The sequence below is a fragment of the Schnuerera sp. xch1 genome, from assembly GCF_019931165.1.
Taxonomy (GTDB): domain Bacteria; phylum Bacillota; class Clostridia; order Tissierellales; family Tepidimicrobiaceae; genus JAIOUP01.
On sequence record NZ_JAIOUP010000003.1, the window covers coordinates 112,431 to 128,745 of the forward strand.

Consider the following 16,315-nt stretch of genomic DNA (forward strand, 5'->3'; position numbering starts at 1 on the left):
AGAACCTTTCTTTATCTTATAATAATAAAAGTGAGTAAGGGATTGATTCCTTACTCATTTTTGTTTAAGTACCATATATCCTCATTAGAACTGGATACAGCAATAGCTCCAGAATTTAGGCTCTTAAATACATCTTCTTTATCCATAATCAATCCACTTGTGATAATTGGCATACTGGTTTCTTTGAATATCTTTACAACTATTTTAGGCATAATACCTGGTAATATTTCAACAACATGAGGTCTAACATTTTTGATAGTTCTAATACCTTGCTTAAGGGATACAGAATCATATACAAACAATCTAAAGATAGCAAATGCTCCTAAATCCTTAGCCAACTTTATTAAATTATCCTTGGAAGTAATTATACCACTAGGATGTATATTTTTTATAATATACTCTAATCCCCAAGTATCTTTAGAGAAACCGTCAATAGAATCTATACCTATGTATAATCCTTTATCTTTTGTCAGGACTCTATGAGCTATTTCCTTAAGATTAAAAATATTTCCTGCAAGTAGAAATATATTCTCACATGGTGATTCAATAGCATTATTTAATTGCTCTAACTTATTAACAGCAGCAATAATAGGGTTTTTTCCTATAGCATCAAAGAAATTATACAAAACATCACCTCATGCTAAAAAATATTAATTAAATTTTTCACTATGATAATCTTATCATATTAGATAAATATGGTAAAGTTATAATCCTATGAATATTTTCTACTTATTAATGAAAACTATATAGTAGTTCTAAATAAGATTATAAAAATGGAGGATTATAATGGCAAAAGATAAAATTTCAGTATTCATGGCTAATTTAGCTATGTTATTAGCTTTGGAATCCTATTCTACCGTAAATTCAAATACAAATACAGAATTGAAAGAAGAACGTATCGAAATACATGTTGATGAATCGGAATTGGGGAAAAAAGGGATAGAAGTAGATACACCAGATGTATCTGGACCTGTAAATAAATTACCTTGGGCAGAAGATGAAGATTTTTTGAAAGCACAACAGGAAAATAATACTCATGTATTGATGGCAGCATATTGTTCAGTGTTAACAGATCCATTACCCGGAGAAGAACACAATGTGAATCTAGCTGCTAGTTCAGCTAGAGGAATAGTATTACCTTCTCAAAAGATATTTTCACAAAATGAATTAATAGGTCCATATACTGAATCAAGAGGATATAAGAAAGGAGCCTCTTTTGCTGGTCCAAATATAGTTCAGACTGAAGGTGGAGGGGTATGTAAGATTGCCTCTACTTTATACAATGTTGCGGTTTTAAGTGACTTAGAGATTGTAGAAAGACACTATCATTCTATGCCAGTTAACTATGTACCTTATGGTCAGGATGCAACTGTTGCCTATGGAGGTAAGGATTTTAAATTTAAAAACAATAAGGATTTTCCTATTTTAATATGGGCTGAAATTATAGGATACAGACTATATATAGGATTTTATGGGCAAGAAGAATCTCCTAAGGTAGAATGGAACCATAATGTTACAGATAAAGTAGAAGCACCCACATATTATAAGAAAAATTCAGAGTTAGAAGAAAATGAAGAAAAATTGATTCTAAAAGGTATAGATGGAGCTACGGTAGAATCAAAGGTAATAATTCAGTATGAAGATGGTAGCACTGAAACCAAAAACTTAGGAATTAGCAGGTATTTACCCTTGCCAAATGTAATAGAGACAGGAGAATAGAATTGAACTATTTAAATAAATATGAATCTATTTCATTTAAATAGTTGAATCTCTAAGTATTAATTCGGTATCTATTTCAATAATATTGTTGGATTGTGTTTTTGAAGTAACTAATTTATATATTAATTTAAATGTTTCAAATCCTATTTTCTTTAGCTTTAAATCAACAGTTGAAAGTTTTGTAAAGGAAAGCGATGATAAAATAGTATTATCGTTGCTTATTATGGAAATATCTTCTGGAATATTTAAATTTAACATCTTGCAACCTTGTAAAATACCTGAAGAAATCAAATCATTAAAAGCATAGATACCTTTTATGTAAGGAAATTTTTTATAAGTTTTTATAAATATATCTCGTGAATAATCAATTGTTTGTAAACTGTTACCTAATGGAACTTTTAAAATACTATATTTTTTGAGAGATATATTTTTTTCAGATAAAAAATTAAAAAAAACTTTTTCCTTAATTTCATAAGAAAAACTACTTTTACCACTAAAAATAGAAATATTATCACCAACAGTATTATATAAATGCTCTAATGCTAATTTTGCACCATATTCTTCATTCGAAACCACTGCAGAACAATTAATTTCAGAATATCTACCGTTTACCATAACGGTAGGTATATTAAAGGCTATTTTATTTATGAATTTGAAATGTCCTGTTTCCTTAGCAGAAGAATCCAGAATAATAAGTCCATCCACTTGTCGTTCAACCATATTGATTAAGTAATTTTTTTCTTGTTCCCAGATGTTATTTGTAGAAACTAGGTATATCATATATTTATTATCAACAAGATGTTTCTCCAACTCTGCAACTATTTCAGTAAAAAATAAGTTATTAATGCTAGGTATAAGAACGCCTATAACATAGGATTTATTCTCAGAAAGGCTTTTAGCTAGGTAACTTGGTACAAAATTGAGTTTCTTAATTGCAGATTCAACTTTTTTTCTTGTGCTTTCACTAACTGGATAGTTATTATTTATAACTCTTGATACAGTAGAAATAGAAACTCCTGCTTCTTTTGCTACATCACTTATTTTATATTTCATAAAATATCACTCCCACTCCCAAAATATTTTTTGATAGAACATATTATCCTAAACAGAATAATAATATTGACAAATACCAGAATGGATTATATTCTAAATATAGAAACCGCTTTCTATATAAATTATAATATATAATTTTAATTATTCAATATAAAGCTATCTTTTACATAATTAGAAACCGTTTTCTATAAATAAACCTTAACAATATTAGGAGGTTAGATATATGAAACAAGCAAAAGATTTTTTGGAGACATATCCGAAAAAAGATGGATACCAACAATTTTTTTGTCCAGGAAGAGTTAACCTCATAGGAGAACATATAGATTATAATGGCGGATATGTTCTCCCCTGTGCTTTAGAATTTGGGATATATGGAGTGGCAAAGATAATAGAAGAGGATAAACTTATATTGAAAAGTAGAAATATGGAATTAGAGGTTGAAGTTGCTCTCGATGATTTAGAATATAAAGATGAACATGGTTGGGCTAATTATCCAAAGGGAATTGCAAAGGAATTTATAAATAGAGGATTTAAATTAAAAGGTATGCGGATAAATTACTATGGTAATATACCCGAGGGAGCTGGTTTATCTTCATCAGCGGCTATGGAGATACTTACCTGTATGATTATAGATAATCTGCATAATTTAAATGTTAATAAATTAGAATGGATTAAATTAAGTCAAAAGGTTGAAAATGAATACATTGGAGTAAACTGTGGCATAATGGATCAATTTGCTGTATGTATGGGTAAAAAAGATCATGTCATACTATTAGATTGTGATACTTTGAAATATAAATATTCTAAAGTAAAAATGGACAAACATAGCTTAGTAATAATTAATAGCAATAAAAAAAGGGAATTATCATCTTCAAAATATAATGAAAGAAGAGATGAGTGTGAAGAAGGCCTTAGAATTCTTCGAAAGTACAAGGACATTGAAAATCTATGTGATTTAACTTCTTTAGAATTAAAACAATTTATTGATAAGATAGATAAAGAAAATATAAGAAAAAGAGTTAGGCATGTGATTATGGAAAATGAAAGAGTAATAAACTCTATTAAAGCTTTAGAAAATGAAGACTTACATACCTTTGGTAAGATGATGAATCAATCTCATGATTCACTAAGGAACGATTATGAAGTAACGGGATATGAATTAGATGTTCTTGTAGATGAAGCTAGAAAATGTGATGGAGTTCTAGGTTCAAGGATGACAGGAGCTGGATTTGGAGGATGTACGATTACTTTAATAGAAAATCAACACATTGAAAAATTTGAAAAAAGAATTAAGAAGGTATACAAAGAAAAGACCGGATTAGATGCAGATTTCTATTATTCATTAATAGAAGATGGTGTTAAAAAAATATAGTGAGGGAGTTTGGATTATGAAAAAAAAGTTAATATCAGCAATCTATTCAATTATAGAAAGTGCTAAGGAAAATAAATTATTAGGAGAATTAGATGATATATCTGCTAAAAATTCATTGTTCCATATTTTTCAAATTGAAGATGAAGAATTTGAAATACATAAAAGGATAGATGATATGAGAGCTTTAAAGATACTTTATGAATATAATGATTTAGATCTTCCATTCGAAAAGTTTGTAAGCAGGATAATGGGAGAAGTTACTCCAAGAAATTCTGAAGTAATAAGCAAGTTTAATCAATTAATGTCTGAAGGAAGAGGTCAAAAAGCTATAGATTGGTATTACAAATTTTGTCAATATACTAAATATATTAGAATGGATCGTGTAACTAGAAATAAAAAATGGAAATATTCATCAAAATATGGGGATATTGAAATAACCATCAATTTATCAAAACCAGAAAAGGACCCAAGGGATATTATAAAATCCGGAAAAGAGCAATCAAATAATTACCCTAAATGCGTATTGTGTAAAGAAAATGTAGGATATAAAGGTAGACCTGGTTATCCAGAGAGGAGTAATCATAGAATAATACCATTGAAATTAAACGATGAGAAATGGTACTTGCAATTTTCTCCTTATGTTTACTACAATCAACATCTAATAGTATTATCATATGAACATACTCATATGAATATAGATCATAAGACAATAGAAAGGTTGTTAGATTTTGTAGAGATTTTTCCAAAGTTGTTTATAGGTTCCAATGCGGAGCTGCCAATAGTTGGAGGTTCTATATTAAGTCATAATCATTTTCAAGGTGGGAACTACACTTTCCCAATTGAAAAGGCTAGGGTATTTGATACTATAGATGAAGATGATTATAAAATAGAGATATTAGATTGGCCAGTAAGTACTATAAGAGTTGTTTCTAGAGATAGGGAGAAGTTAAAGGAAAAGTCTTTTGAAATAATCAGAAGATGGGATAATTATAAGAATAAAGAATTACAGATAATTCCCTTTACTAATAATGAAAAGCATAATACTGTTACATTAATAATGAGAAAGAAGAAAGAAAGATATATTCTTTATATAACGTTTAGAAACAATAGGTGTAATGAGGAATATCCATATGGAATATTTCATACTCATGAGGAAAATCATCATATTAAAAAGGAAAATATAGGTCTTATAGAGGTAATGGGATTAGCTATTTTACCTAGAAGATTGGATAATGAGTTAGAGGAGATTAAACAAATTTTGCTAGGTAAAAAAAATATTAATAAAGAAGATCCGCATAGAGATTGGATACTTCAACTTAAAGATAAATATGATGAGAGAATAGATATAGAGGAAATAGGCAATTTGCTTGAAAATGAAGTGGGAAATGTTTTTGTGAACATTTTGGAGAATTGTGGTGTGTTCAAAAGAACTGATTATGATGAATTTAAAGAGTTTATAGATGGGTGCATAAAATAAAAATAGGAGGGGATTAGGTGACAATACTTGTAACTGGTGGAGCAGGCTATATTGGCTCACATGTAGTAAAACAATTACTTGACAATAACGAAGAAGTATTAGTCTTGGATAATCTTGAAACTGGACATAAAGAAGCAGTTTTAGGTGGGAAATTGCTTATTGGTGATTTAAGAGATAATGAATTTATGATCAATGTTTTTAGAAAGAATGAAATAGAAGGAATAATACATTTTGCTGCAAATTCACTAGTTGGAGAAAGTATGAAAAATCCATATAAATATTATGAAAATAATGTTTATGGGACTTTATGTCTTTTAAAACAAATGGTTGAGCATAATATAGATAAAATAGTATTTTCATCAACAGCAGCAACTTATGGTAATCCAGAGGAGATTCCAATAAAAGAAGATAATCCTACAAATCCAACAAATGTCTATGGGGAAACAAAGCTTACAATGGAAAGAATGTTTAAATGGTTTAACAGAATTCATGGAATAGATTATATCTCGCTAAGGTATTTTAATGCGGCTGGGGCAGATAAGAGTGGCATGATTGGAGAGCGGCATGATCCAGAGACCCATCTCATACCTAATATATTGATGGCTGCAATTAAGAATGAAAGTATAAAGATGTTTGGTGACGATTACCCAACAAGGGATGGTACATGTATAAGAGATTATATTCATGTAACAGATTTATCTGATGCACATCTGTTAAGTTTTGATTATTTGAGACAGGGAAAAGGTAGTAATATATTTAATATAGGTAGTCAACAAGGTTATACTGTAAAGGAAGTAATTGAAGCAGCTAAGGTAGTTCTAGATAAGAATATAAGGATTGATGTAGTGTCTAAAAGGGCAGGTGATCCTGCAATATTGATTGCATCATCTGAGAAGATAAAAAAGGAACTAGAATGGAAACCTAGATATAGTGATATGAGAACAATAATATCAACAGCCTGGAATTTTATGAAAAACCATCATCATAGATATAATAATGAAAGATAGCAATGTAGAATATTGCTATCTTCTAAATCTTTATACTGTCAAGCAGTAAACGATTTCTTCTTTTGTAGCATCATTTCCATTTAATTCTGCGGTCACTTCACCATTTAATAAAACTAAAATTCTATCACACATCCCCAATATTTCATCAAGGTCGGAAGAAAACAAAATTATAGAAGAACCATTTATTAATAAATTATTTAATATATTATATATATCATTTTTAGATGCTACATCTATACCCCTAGTAGGTTCATCTAATATATATATCTTTGCTAAATGCATTATACTTTTAGCAAAAAGGACTTTTTGCTGATTTCCACCACTATAATTAACGATATTATCTTCAGGATTACCAGGAGATATTCTTAATTTAAAAGTGTAGTTTTTAGCAACTGTTGTCATAATATAATTATCTAATATTAAATTTTTAGAGAATCTTTTTAGTGAGGACATTGTTAGATTGCTTGTTAAATTTAAATGTTCAAATATAGAATGTTGCATCTTGTTTTCTGGCACTAAAGTAAATCCTTTTGACATGGCTTCTGAGGGATGGTTTAAGGATATATCTTTACCATCTAAGGCTATTTTTCCAGAATCAGGTTTTATTATTCCGAATAGAGATTCAATCAGTTTATTTTTGCCTGAGTTAGCATTTCCAATAATTCCAATTATCTCTTGTTTTCTTAAGGTAAAGGATACATTTTTTAATGAATCTTTATAACTTATATTATTAACAGATAAAACTTCATTATTATTGTTAAAATGAAGTTTAGGATATTTGTTGATATTTGTTGACTCAGCTATAATTTGAATGATTTTTTCACTATTAAAATCCTTTATATTGCCTTTTTTAATTATTGATCCATTTTTAAGAATTACAATTTTATCGCTTATTTTTTTTATTCGATTTATCCTATGAGAAATAAGTATAATTGAGTTCTTTCTCGACTTTAAAATATTGATAATTTTAAAAAGAATATCATTTTCCACATCTGTCAATGTCGAAGATGGTTCATCAAATATTGTAAATTTTGCATTTGTTACATAAGCTTTAATAAAAGATAAAATTTGCTTTTGGGATAAGCCCATATTTTTTACATATTCTTGAGGGTTTAAATCTACGTTAAGTTCTTCAAACAGTTTTTTGGTTAAATAAAACATATTATTGTAGTCGACATAATGATAAGGTGCATATGTAAATGATATAGAATCAATAAAAATGTTTTCAGCAACAGTTAGATTATCAAAGAGACTGATTTCCTGCGGCACATAATAAACACCCTGTCTTTTACCTTCATAAATAGATTTGAATTTTACAGTCTTATTATTAAATTTTACTTCACCACTGTCAGGAGATAGAAGTCCACTAATTACTTTCATCAAACTAGATTTGCCAGAACCATTTTCTCCAATAACTGCACAGACTTCTCCAGGATAGAAATCAATATTGATGTTAGATAATTTGAATGATTTGGATATCCTTTTATTAATATTTATTAAAGATAAAATGGGAGTACTCATTCTATATTACCCCTTTCAACAGCAGTTATGGATGTATATAGTTGTATTCTATTATCGAATAAAAATTTTTTATAAAAGTCATCTATATCAGGATTTGTAACTATCTTGTCTGCCATATCTATACTGCTTATATTATAAAATGCGGTTTTATTAAAATTGGAACCAAGACAGAGTATTATTTTTTCATTGGAGTTTGGTAGTATACTATTAATTAAGTTTGCCTTATCCATGTTAGAAACACTTAATCCAGTTTCTATATCGATGCCATCTACTTCTATAAATAGTTTATTAACAAAAAATTTTTGTATGTTCAATGCAGTAAGAGCTCCGTAGGTGGCTTTAGAATCAAAATCGACATTTCCACCTAAAAGGACAACTTTATTAGATGAGCTAGAAGAAGCTTCAATTGATATTAAAAGATCATTTGTCAAAACGGTAATATTCTTTTTTTTGTCTAATTTTTTTGCAATATGATAATTTATAGTTCCATTAGTTAACATGATAATGTCACCATTTTCTATTATATGAATTGCAATATTAGCAATCTCATCATATAGAACAGCATATTGAGAATCAACATTTACGATGCTATTATAATCATTATAAACATCTGCTGATTTTTTTTGTTTTTTTAGTACCGCTCCTCCATGAGTTCTAATTAGAAATCCTTCATCTTCAAGCTTTTCTAAATCTCTTCTAATTGTAACTTCAGAAACATTAAGCATCTCGCTTAATTCATTTACGAATACTTTCTTTTTTTTATATAGATAATTTTTAATTATTCTTATTCTTTCTATAGCAAACATTTTAATTTATCACCATTTCTTTTGATATTATTAATATTTATATAAAGTATACATTAAAACTAAACTAACAATCAAGAGAATATAGTTATTATGAAAATAAAAGAAATTAAATGAAAGAATACAAAGATTAATATTGACTAAAACAAAGGCATATGATACAATTCGAAATAAAGGACAAGCAGTAAGACTAGTATATTGCTCATTGATTGCTTTCTTATGATTTTCTTTTTTTAAGGCAATTGGAAAACGATATCATAAACTAAGAAGCAATCAATGTTCATATAAAACATAAAATTAGGAGGTATATAAAGTCATGAAAAAAATGTTGATCATTTTATTGGCTATGGTTATGTCATTATCACTAGTAGCTTGTGGAGGAGATGAAGGGGTAGAAACAGGTGGAGAAGATACAAAATTAATAGGTGTAGCAATGCCGACACAATCTGCACCAAGATGGATTGAAGATGGAAACAATATGAAGAATTTACTTGAAGAAAAGGGATATGAAGTAGATCTTCAGTTTGCAGAAGACATTGTAGAAAATCAAATATCACAAATAGAAAACATGATAACTAAGGAAGTAGACGTATTGATTATAGCATCAATAGATGGTGAAGCGCTAACAGATGTTCTTTCAAAAGCAGCAGAACAGGGTATACCAGTAATAGCATATGATAGATTATTAATGAACAGTGAACATGTTGACTATTATGCAACATTTGATAATTTCCAAGTAGGAGTAGAACAGGGAAATTATATAGTAGATAAGATGGGATTGGAAGATGGTAATGGACCATATAATATTGAACTATTTGGTGGATCTCCAGATGATAACAATGCTTACTTTTTCTATGACGGAGCAATGTCAGTATTACAACCATACATAGACAATGGACAATTAGTTGTTAAAAGTGGACAAATGGGAATGGATGTAGTATCCACACTAAGATGGGATGCAGCAAAAGCACAATCACGTATGGATAACATACTTACAGCCCATTATACTACAGATAAAGTTGACATAATATTATCACCATATGATCCGATAAGTCTTGGAGTTATATCCTCACTTAAAGGTGTGGGATATGGTACAGAAGATTTACCACTTCCTTTAATAACAGGACAAGATGCAGATATACCAGGAGTTAAATCAATAATAGCACGAGAGCAAACTCAAACAATATTTAAGGATACTAGGGAGCTTGCAAAGGTAGCAGTTGAAATGTGTGATGCAGTACTAACTGGCGAAGAAGCACCTGTAAATGATACTGAAACCTACGACAATGGAGTTAAAGTAGTTCCTTCTTATTTATTAGCCCCAGTGTCAGTAGATATTGATAACTATAGAGAGGTATTAATTGATAGTGGATACTATACAGAAGAAGATTTAGGATTATAGATAAAAATTTGGTGGTAGTCTTTTGGCTACCACCAAATTTCTAAATAGAGAGGTGGTAGAGATGTCAGAAATAATATTGAAAATGAAAAATATCACCAAAGAGTTTTATGGAATAAAAGCGCTAGACAATGTAAATTTAGAGGTTAAAAAAGGCGAAATACATGCATTAGTAGGAGAAAATGGAGCTGGAAAGTCTACATTAATGAATGTATTAAGTGGAGTATATACATATGGAACTTATGCAGGTGATATATTATATGAGGGAAAAGAGTGCAAGTTTACGAGTATAAAGGATAGTGAAAAGTTGGGAATAGTAATTATACACCAGGAGTTGACATTAAGTCCATATTTGTCAGCAGCAGAAAATGTTTTTTTAGGAAACGAGCAAGCAAAAAATGGAATTATAGATTGGGAAAAAACCACCACTGAAGCAAGAAAACTGTTTAAGAAAGTTGGATTGGATGAAGATCCTGATGCTATTGCAAATACATTAGGAGTTGGAAAGCAACAACTTATAGAAATAGCTAAGGCGTTATCAAAGAATGTAAAACTTTTAATACTTGATGAACCAACAGCAGCCTTAAATGAGGATGATAGTGAGAAATTATTAAATCTACTCTTAGAATTTAAAAAAGCAGGTATAACATCAATTCTAATATCTCATAAACTGAAAGAAGTATCTAAAGTCTCCGATAGAATAACCATATTGAGGGATGGTGCTACAATAGAAACTTTAAATAATGATAAAAACTTAAGTGAAGATAAAATCATTAAAAGTATGGTAGGAAGAGATATAGTGGATTATTATCCTAAACGGAAACATAAAATAGGAGATATATTTTTTGAAATTAAAGGATGGAATGTATCTGATGTCGCAGATGAAAGTAAAAAGATTATAGACGATGTAAATATCAATGTTAGAAAAGGAGAAGTTGTTGGAATTTCTGGTCTGATGGGAGCTGGTAGGACAGAACTTGCAATGAGTATATTTGGGCAATCATTTGGAAAAAAGTTATCAGGGAAGGTTTTAAAAAATAATAAAGAGCTAAAATTAAATTCAATAAGTCAGGCTATAGATAACGGTATAGCTTATGTTACAGAAGACAGAAAGAACTATGGATTAGTATTAATAGATAGTGTAAAAAACAATGTAAGTTTACCGAATTTAGAAAAAATAAGTAAAAATTCTGTTATAAATGAAAATGAAGAAATCAAGATTGCTGAAAAATATAAAAGCAATTTTAATATAAGATCTAGAGATATACTCCAAAACACAGGGGATTTAAGTGGTGGAAATCAACAAAAAGTAGTTTTAAGTAAATGGATATTCTCAGATCCAGATTTATTAATATTAGACGAACCCACTAGAGGAATAGATGTTGGGGCTAAAAGAGAAATATATACAATAATTAATGGGCTAGCAGAAGAAGGCAAATCAATACTTATGATATCATCTGAGCTTCCAGAATTACTTGAAATGTGTGATAGGCTTTATGTTATGAATAAAGGACGAATAGTAGGAGAGCTCAGCAAAGAAGAAGCTACTGCAGAAAGTGTAATGAAATGTATTATGAAGGATAACAAGGAGGCAGAATATGGTGGATAATAAAGTAGATAAAATAAATAGTGTATTTAAAAATAACATGAGAAAATATGGTATGGCAATAGCCTTAATCTTAATAATAGGCTTATTTCAAATTCTTACTGATGGAATTTTATTAAAACCATTAAATATAACTAATCTGATCTTACAGAACAGTTATATATTGATTTTAGCCGTTGGTATGTTATTGGTAATAATAACAGGGAATGTGGACTTATCCGTAGGATCTGTAGTTGCATTTATAGGGGCTATAGCGGCAAAGTTAATGATAGAACAAAATATGCCAGTTATACCGGTGATTATAATATCCTTATTGATAGGTGCTCTTGTAGGTGCTTGGCATGGTTTCTGGATCGCATTTGTTAAAATACCGGCTTTTATAGTAACTTTATCTGGGATGCTACTTTTTAGAGGGTTGACAATGGTAATACTGAAGGGACAAACTTTAGCTCCTTTTGAAAAATCCTATCAAATTTTAAGTTCTGGATTTATAGGAGATATCTTTGGGGGACAAACATTTCATATAACCACATTATTAATGGGGATAGTGTTTTCTTTAATATATGTATTTGTCGAAATGAAGAATAGAAAAGATAAAATAAAATATGGGTTTGATGTAATTTCTATGAAATTATTGATAGCAAAGATTTCTCTTATTGTTATTGTAATAAATCTATTAACTTACAGTTTTGCATCCTATAGAGGGATACCAAATGTATTAGTGTTATTATTTTTCCTTGTTGTAATATATACCTTCGTAACTAATAAAACCATTGCAGGAAGGTATATATATGCTACAGGTGGTAATGAAAAAGCAGCAAGATTATCAGGAATAAAGACCAATAAGGTTTTGTTTTGGGTGTATGTAAATATGGGACTAATGACAGCATTAGCAGGGATAATATTTTCAGGAAGATTAAATGCAGCAATGCCTGGAGCGGGTAATGGATTTGAATTAGATGCAATAGCTGCATGCTATATAGGTGGTGCTTCAGCTTCAGGAGGAATTGGAACCATTATAGGAGCCATTATAGGTGGGCTTGTAATGGGAGTATTGAATAACGGTATGTCCATTTTAGGGATAGGTATAGATTGGCAACAGGCAATAAAAGGTCTTGTTCTGTTAATAGCGGTAGCTTTTGATGCATATACAAAGTCAAAATCTAATAACTAAAATAGAGTATAGTGAGGTGAAATAAATGGGTAAGTATACAATAGGCGTTGATTTTGGAACATTGTCAGGTAGAGCTATATTGGTGAACGTCCACACTGGGGAGGAATTGAATTCTAGTGTATATGCATATTCACATCAGGTTATGGATGATAGATTGCCTTCAGGAAAAGAGTTGCCCCATGATTGGGCATTACAACACCCACAAGATTATTTGGATGTTTTGGCAAATACAATACCAGATGTTTTGAAAAAAACTAATATTAGTCCAGATGATGTAATAGGTGTGGGTATAGATTTTACAGCCTGTACAGTCTTGCCAGTTAAGGAAGATGGTACTCCATTATGTTTTTTAGATAAGTATAAAGATAGACCACATGCTTACGTAAAATTGTGGAAGCATCATGCAGCTCAAAATCTAGCAAATGAATTAAATAGTGTGGCTGAAGAATTAGATGAAAAATGGATTAATAGATATGGAGGCAAGATATCCTCAGAGTGGCTATTCCCCAAGTTATGGCAGATATTAAAAGAGGATCCAGAGCTTTATGATCAAATGGATAAATTTATTGAAGCAACAGATTGGGTCATATGGCAATTAACAGGAGAAGAAACAAGAAACTCCTGTACAGCAGGATATAAAGCCATTTGGAATAAGAAGGAAGGATATCCGAATAAGGATTTCTTTAAAGCATTAGATACTAGATTAGAAAATGTAGTAGATGATAAGTTATCTAGAGATATAACTCCCATTGGGGAAAAAGCAGGTGAAATTACAGAATACGCTTCTAAATTAACAGGCCTAAACGTAGGAACGGCAGTTGCAGTTGCAAATGTGGATGCTCACGTTTGTGTTCCAGCAGTAAAGATATATGAACCAGGGAAAATGCTTGCTATAATTGGGACATCAACTTGTCATGTTCTTTTAGGAGAAGAAGAAAAGGAAGTTCCAGGAATGTGTGGTGTAGTAGAGGACGGTATTATACCGGGATATTTTGGATATGAAGCAGGTCAATCCTGTGTAGGAGATAGCTTTGCTTGGTTTGTGGACAACTGTGTACCAGCTGAATATATAGAGAAAGCGGAAAAAGAAGGATTAGATACATACCAGTACTTAACAAACAAAGCAGTGGATCTAAAGGCTGGAGAAAGTGGATTAGTTGTTCTAGATTGGTGGAATGGGAATAGGTCTGTATTGGTAGATGTAGATTTGACAGGACTCATAATAGGAATGGATCTTCAAACTAAACCGGAAGAAATCTATCGTGCTATAATAGAGTCTACAGCATATGGTACAAGAATGATCATAGAAACATTTAGGGAAAATAGAGTTCCAGTAGATGAATTTTATGCGTCTGGCGGAATATCACAGAAGAATTCTTTCATAATGCAAATATATGCAGATGTATTAAATATGCCAGTTTATATAGCGGGAACTGAACAAGGTCCGGCATTAGGTTCTGCAATTTTTGCAGCAGTAGCTGCAGGAAACGAAAAGGGTGGATATGACAGTGTAGTTGAGGCATCTAAGGTTATGGGGAAAGTAAAAGATATAGTTTACACTCCAATCAAAGAGAATGCAGAAATATATGACAAACTATTTGATGAATATAAAAAGCTTCATGATTATTTTGGACGTGGAAAAAATAATGTTATGAAACGATTGAAAGATATTAAGAAATCTGTGACTAGATAGGAGGATAATATGAGAAATTATGAATTTTGGTTTGTAATAGGAAGTCAGCATCTGTATGGAAAAGAAGTTATTGAGCAAGTTAAAAAACATGGAGAAATAATGGTAAAGGAACTAAACACATCACATTACATTCCTTGGAAAATCAAACTAGTTAATGTAGCTACAACTCCAGATGAAATCACAAAACTAGTTGAAGAAGCTAATTATGACGAAAACTGTGCAGGAATAATGACTTGGATGCATACATTTTCACCATCAAAGATGTGGATAAGAGGATTAACAAGGTTAAATAAACCATATCTTCATATGAATACACAGTTTAACAGAGAAATACCATGGGATCAAATTGATATGGATTTTATGAATTTAAATCAATCTGCTCATGGAGATAGAGAACATGGATTTATAGGAGCTAGATTGAGACTACCAAGAAAGATAGTTGTTGGGTACTGGGAAGATGAAGAATTTCAAAATAAAATGGGAAATTGGATGCGTTCAGCAATAGGAGTAATGGAATCTAGAAACCTAAAAGTTGCAAGATTTGGTGACAATATGCGTGAAGTAGCAGTTACTGAGGGGGATAAAGTTGAGACACAAATCAAATTAGGTTGGGCAGTAAACTATCATCCATTGGGAGATTTGGTACAATATATAGATGCAGTAGAAGAAGATGAAATAGACAATTTGATGGAAGATTATAGGAAAGAATATACTATAGCTACAGACAATATGGAATCAGTTAGGTATCAAGCTAGAATGGAATTAGGAATGAGAAAATTTTTAGAAGAAGGTAAATTTGGAGCATTTATAACAACTTTTGAAGATCTATATGGATTAAAACAATTGCCAGGACTAGCTGTACAAAGGCTTATGGAAGATGGATATGGATTTGGAGCAGAAGGAGATTGGAAAACAGCTGCTTTAACCCATATAATGAAGACAATGGCTACAGGTCTTGATGGTGGAACGAGCTTTATGGAAGATTATACTTATCATCTTAGAAGAGATAACGAATTAATTTTAGGAGCGCATATGTTGGAGGTTTGTCCAACAATAGCAGATGATAAGCCTAGAATAGAAGTACATGAATTGGGAATAGGAGGTAAAGAAGCCCCAGCGCGTATGGTTTTTGACGGCAAAGAGGGGAATGTAATACTTGCATCATTAATAGATATAGGTGGTAGGATGAGGTTAATTGTAAATGATGCAGTAGCTGTAAAACCTCTGGAGGATATGCCTAAATTACCAGTAGCAAGAGCTATGTGGAAACCATTACCAAACTTACAAACCTCAGCAGAGGCATGGCTATTGGCAGGTGGAGCTCATCATACAGTTATGAGCTATTCATTAACAGTTGAACATATGAGGGATTTTGCGGAAATGGTAGGAATAGAATTTATTCATATAAGTAAGGCTACGGATATAACAGAACTAAAAAAAGAATTGATGTACAATGATATTGCATGGAAACTTAATTTATAAGGAGAATTT

General features: G+C 30.7%; 13 protein-coding genes. 9 read left to right on the forward strand and 4 right to left on the reverse strand.

The features are described from left to right. Nucleotides 1-50: 50 nt before the first annotated feature. Nucleotides 51-626 carry a glycerol-3-phosphate responsive antiterminator gene (locus tag K8M07_RS04535; RefSeq protein ID WP_223376707.1) on the reverse strand — a complete coding sequence of 192 codons (576 nt, stop codon included), beginning with the start codon at nt 624-626 and terminating at the stop codon, nt 51-53. Between the two features lie 160 nt (nt 627-786). Here K8M07_RS04535 and K8M07_RS04540 point away from each other — a divergent pair, with 160 nt between their 5' ends. Beyond that, nucleotides 787-1,719: a VanW family protein gene (locus K8M07_RS04540; protein WP_223376708.1), complete on the forward strand. Its 933-nt coding sequence runs from the start codon at nt 787-789 to the stop codon at nt 1,717-1,719. A 36-nt stretch (nt 1,720-1,755) separates the two neighbouring features. Here K8M07_RS04540 and K8M07_RS04545 read toward each other — a convergent pair whose 3' ends face one another. Then, a complete protein-coding gene (locus K8M07_RS04545) occupies nt 1,756-2,772 on the reverse strand; it encodes a LacI family DNA-binding transcriptional regulator (protein WP_223376709.1) in 1,017 nt (338 codons plus the stop codon). Nucleotides 2,773-2,995: 223 nt separating this feature from the next. Between K8M07_RS04545 and K8M07_RS04550 the strand changes: the two genes are divergently transcribed. From K8M07_RS04550 to galE, 3 genes are read left to right on the forward strand one after another with little or no spacing between them, the layout of a single operon-like run. Next, entirely contained in the window at nt 2,996-4,144 is a 1,149-nt protein-coding gene (locus K8M07_RS04550) for a galactokinase (RefSeq protein ID WP_223376710.1), read from the forward strand. A 16-nt stretch (nt 4,145-4,160) separates the two neighbouring features. Then, nucleotides 4,161-5,621: a UDP-glucose--hexose-1-phosphate uridylyltransferase gene (locus K8M07_RS04555; RefSeq protein ID WP_223376711.1), complete on the forward strand. Its 1,461-nt coding sequence runs from the start codon at nt 4,161-4,163 to the stop codon at nt 5,619-5,621. A 17-nt stretch (nt 5,622-5,638) separates the two neighbouring features. After that, entirely contained in the window at nt 5,639-6,628 is a 990-nt protein-coding gene (gene galE, locus K8M07_RS04560) for a UDP-glucose 4-epimerase GalE (protein WP_223376712.1), read from the forward strand. A 30-nt stretch (nt 6,629-6,658) separates the two neighbouring features. Here galE and K8M07_RS04565 read toward each other — a convergent pair whose 3' ends face one another. After that, nucleotides 6,659-8,149 (reverse strand): sugar ABC transporter ATP-binding protein, encoded by a 1,491-nt coding sequence (locus K8M07_RS04565; RefSeq protein ID WP_223376713.1) that lies wholly within the window; start codon nt 8,147-8,149, stop codon nt 6,659-6,661. Continuing rightward, nucleotides 8,146-8,955, reverse strand: a complete 810-nt coding sequence (locus K8M07_RS04570; RefSeq protein ID WP_223376714.1) for a DeoR/GlpR family DNA-binding transcription regulator — start codon at nt 8,953-8,955, stop codon at nt 8,146-8,148. Before K8M07_RS04570 ends, K8M07_RS04565 begins: the two co-directional genes overlap by 4 nt. A 313-nt stretch (nt 8,956-9,268) precedes the next feature. On the opposite strand from K8M07_RS04570, the gene chvE reads away from it, so the two are divergent. Genes chvE through araA form a run of 5 tightly spaced genes read left to right on the forward strand, consistent with a single transcriptional unit; the run spans nt 9,269 to nt 16,306 of the window. After that, nucleotides 9,269-10,354 (forward strand): multiple monosaccharide ABC transporter substrate-binding protein, encoded by a 1,086-nt coding sequence (gene chvE / locus K8M07_RS04575; RefSeq protein ID WP_317845472.1) that lies wholly within the window; start codon nt 9,269-9,271, stop codon nt 10,352-10,354. A gap of 22 nt (nt 10,355-10,376) precedes the next feature. After that, nucleotides 10,377-11,960 (forward strand): multiple monosaccharide ABC transporter ATP-binding protein, encoded by a 1,584-nt coding sequence (mmsA, locus tag K8M07_RS04580; RefSeq protein ID WP_317845473.1) that lies wholly within the window; start codon nt 10,377-10,379, stop codon nt 11,958-11,960. Then, nucleotides 11,950-13,131 carry a multiple monosaccharide ABC transporter permease gene (gene mmsB, locus K8M07_RS04585; protein WP_223376715.1) on the forward strand — a complete coding sequence of 394 codons (1,182 nt, stop codon included), beginning with the start codon at nt 11,950-11,952 and terminating at the stop codon, nt 13,129-13,131. The genes mmsA and mmsB overlap by 11 nt, the downstream gene beginning before the upstream one ends. 25 nt (nt 13,132-13,156) lie before the next feature. Beyond that, nucleotides 13,157-14,824: a ribulokinase gene (locus K8M07_RS04590; RefSeq protein ID WP_223376716.1), complete on the forward strand. Its 1,668-nt coding sequence runs from the start codon at nt 13,157-13,159 to the stop codon at nt 14,822-14,824. A 9-nt stretch (nt 14,825-14,833) separates the two neighbouring features. Beyond that, the gene (gene araA, locus K8M07_RS04595; protein ID WP_223376717.1) at nt 14,834-16,306 is read left to right on the forward strand and encodes an L-arabinose isomerase; all 1,473 of its coding nucleotides are present in this window, start codon (nt 14,834-14,836) and stop codon (nt 16,304-16,306) included. Nucleotides 16,307-16,315 lie beyond the last annotated feature (9 nt).

Bases quoted from the DNA above. Each gene is read 5' to 3' on its own strand.
- K8M07_RS04545 (WP_223376709.1), bottom strand. From the start codon at position 2,772: ATGAAATATAAAATAAGTGATGTAGCAAAAGAAGCAGGAGTTTCTATT.
- araA (WP_223376717.1), top strand. From the start codon at position 14,834: ATGAGAAATTATGAATTTTGGTTTGTAATAGGAAGTCAGCATCTGTAT.
- K8M07_RS04550 (WP_223376710.1), top strand. From the start codon at position 2,996: ATGAAACAAGCAAAAGATTTTTTGGAGACATATCCGAAAAAAGATGGA.
- K8M07_RS04555 (WP_223376711.1), top strand. From the start codon at position 4,161: ATGAAAAAAAAGTTAATATCAGCAATCTATTCAATTATAGAAAGTGCT.
- K8M07_RS04565 (WP_223376713.1), bottom strand. From the start codon at position 8,149: ATGAGTACTCCCATTTTATCTTTAATAAATATTAATAAAAGGATATCC.
- mmsB (WP_223376715.1), top strand. From the start codon at position 11,950: ATGGTGGATAATAAAGTAGATAAAATAAATAGTGTATTTAAAAATAAC.
- K8M07_RS04570 (WP_223376714.1), bottom strand. From the start codon at position 8,955: ATGTTTGCTATAGAAAGAATAAGAATAATTAAAAATTATCTATATAAA.
- K8M07_RS04590 (WP_223376716.1), top strand. From the start codon at position 13,157: ATGGGTAAGTATACAATAGGCGTTGATTTTGGAACATTGTCAGGTAGA.
- chvE (WP_317845472.1), top strand. From the start codon at position 9,269: ATGAAAAAAATGTTGATCATTTTATTGGCTATGGTTATGTCATTATCA.
- K8M07_RS04540 (WP_223376708.1), top strand. From the start codon at position 787: ATGGCAAAAGATAAAATTTCAGTATTCATGGCTAATTTAGCTATGTTA.